This is a genomic window from Halomonas sp. SIMBA_159, from assembly GCF_046536035.1.
Taxonomy (GTDB): domain Bacteria; phylum Pseudomonadota; class Gammaproteobacteria; order Pseudomonadales; family Halomonadaceae; genus Vreelandella; species Vreelandella venusta_A.
The window spans coordinates 1-275 of sequence record NZ_JAWJBT010000502.1 but is presented as its reverse complement, the minus strand read 5'-3'; the positions used below and the strand labels follow the sequence as shown (position 1 = coordinate 275).

At 72.4% G+C, this 275-nt stretch carries 1 protein-coding gene; it reads left to right on the top strand.

Annotation, left to right across the window (positions count from 1 at the left end; genetic code table 11):
* Positions 1 to 42: 42 nt before the first annotated feature.
* Positions 43 to 275, top strand: a 233-nt coding sequence (locus R0J87_RS20190; RefSeq protein ID WP_498888482.1) for a hypothetical protein, incomplete at its 3' end; no start/stop codon positions are given.

Here is a 275-nt window from a genome sequence, read left to right as displayed (position 1 = left end):
CGATCGTCGACGTGCAGCAGCTGTGAGCAGGAGGGCGCTCCCATGAGATACGCAAGCGCGATCGTGCTGGCCGGCTGTGGCGTGCTCGCCATGGCCTGCACCGCGATGGCGATCGGGACGGGCGCCGGCGCCCAAGCCGGTAGCCTGGCCTCGCCGCTGTACGGAGTGACCATTCCCGACGGCTACCGCCGCTGGCAGCTGGTCGCCCCCGCGCAGGAGGCCCCGCCGCTGGACGAACTGCGCGCCACGCTCGGCAACGACGTGGCGATCAGGGC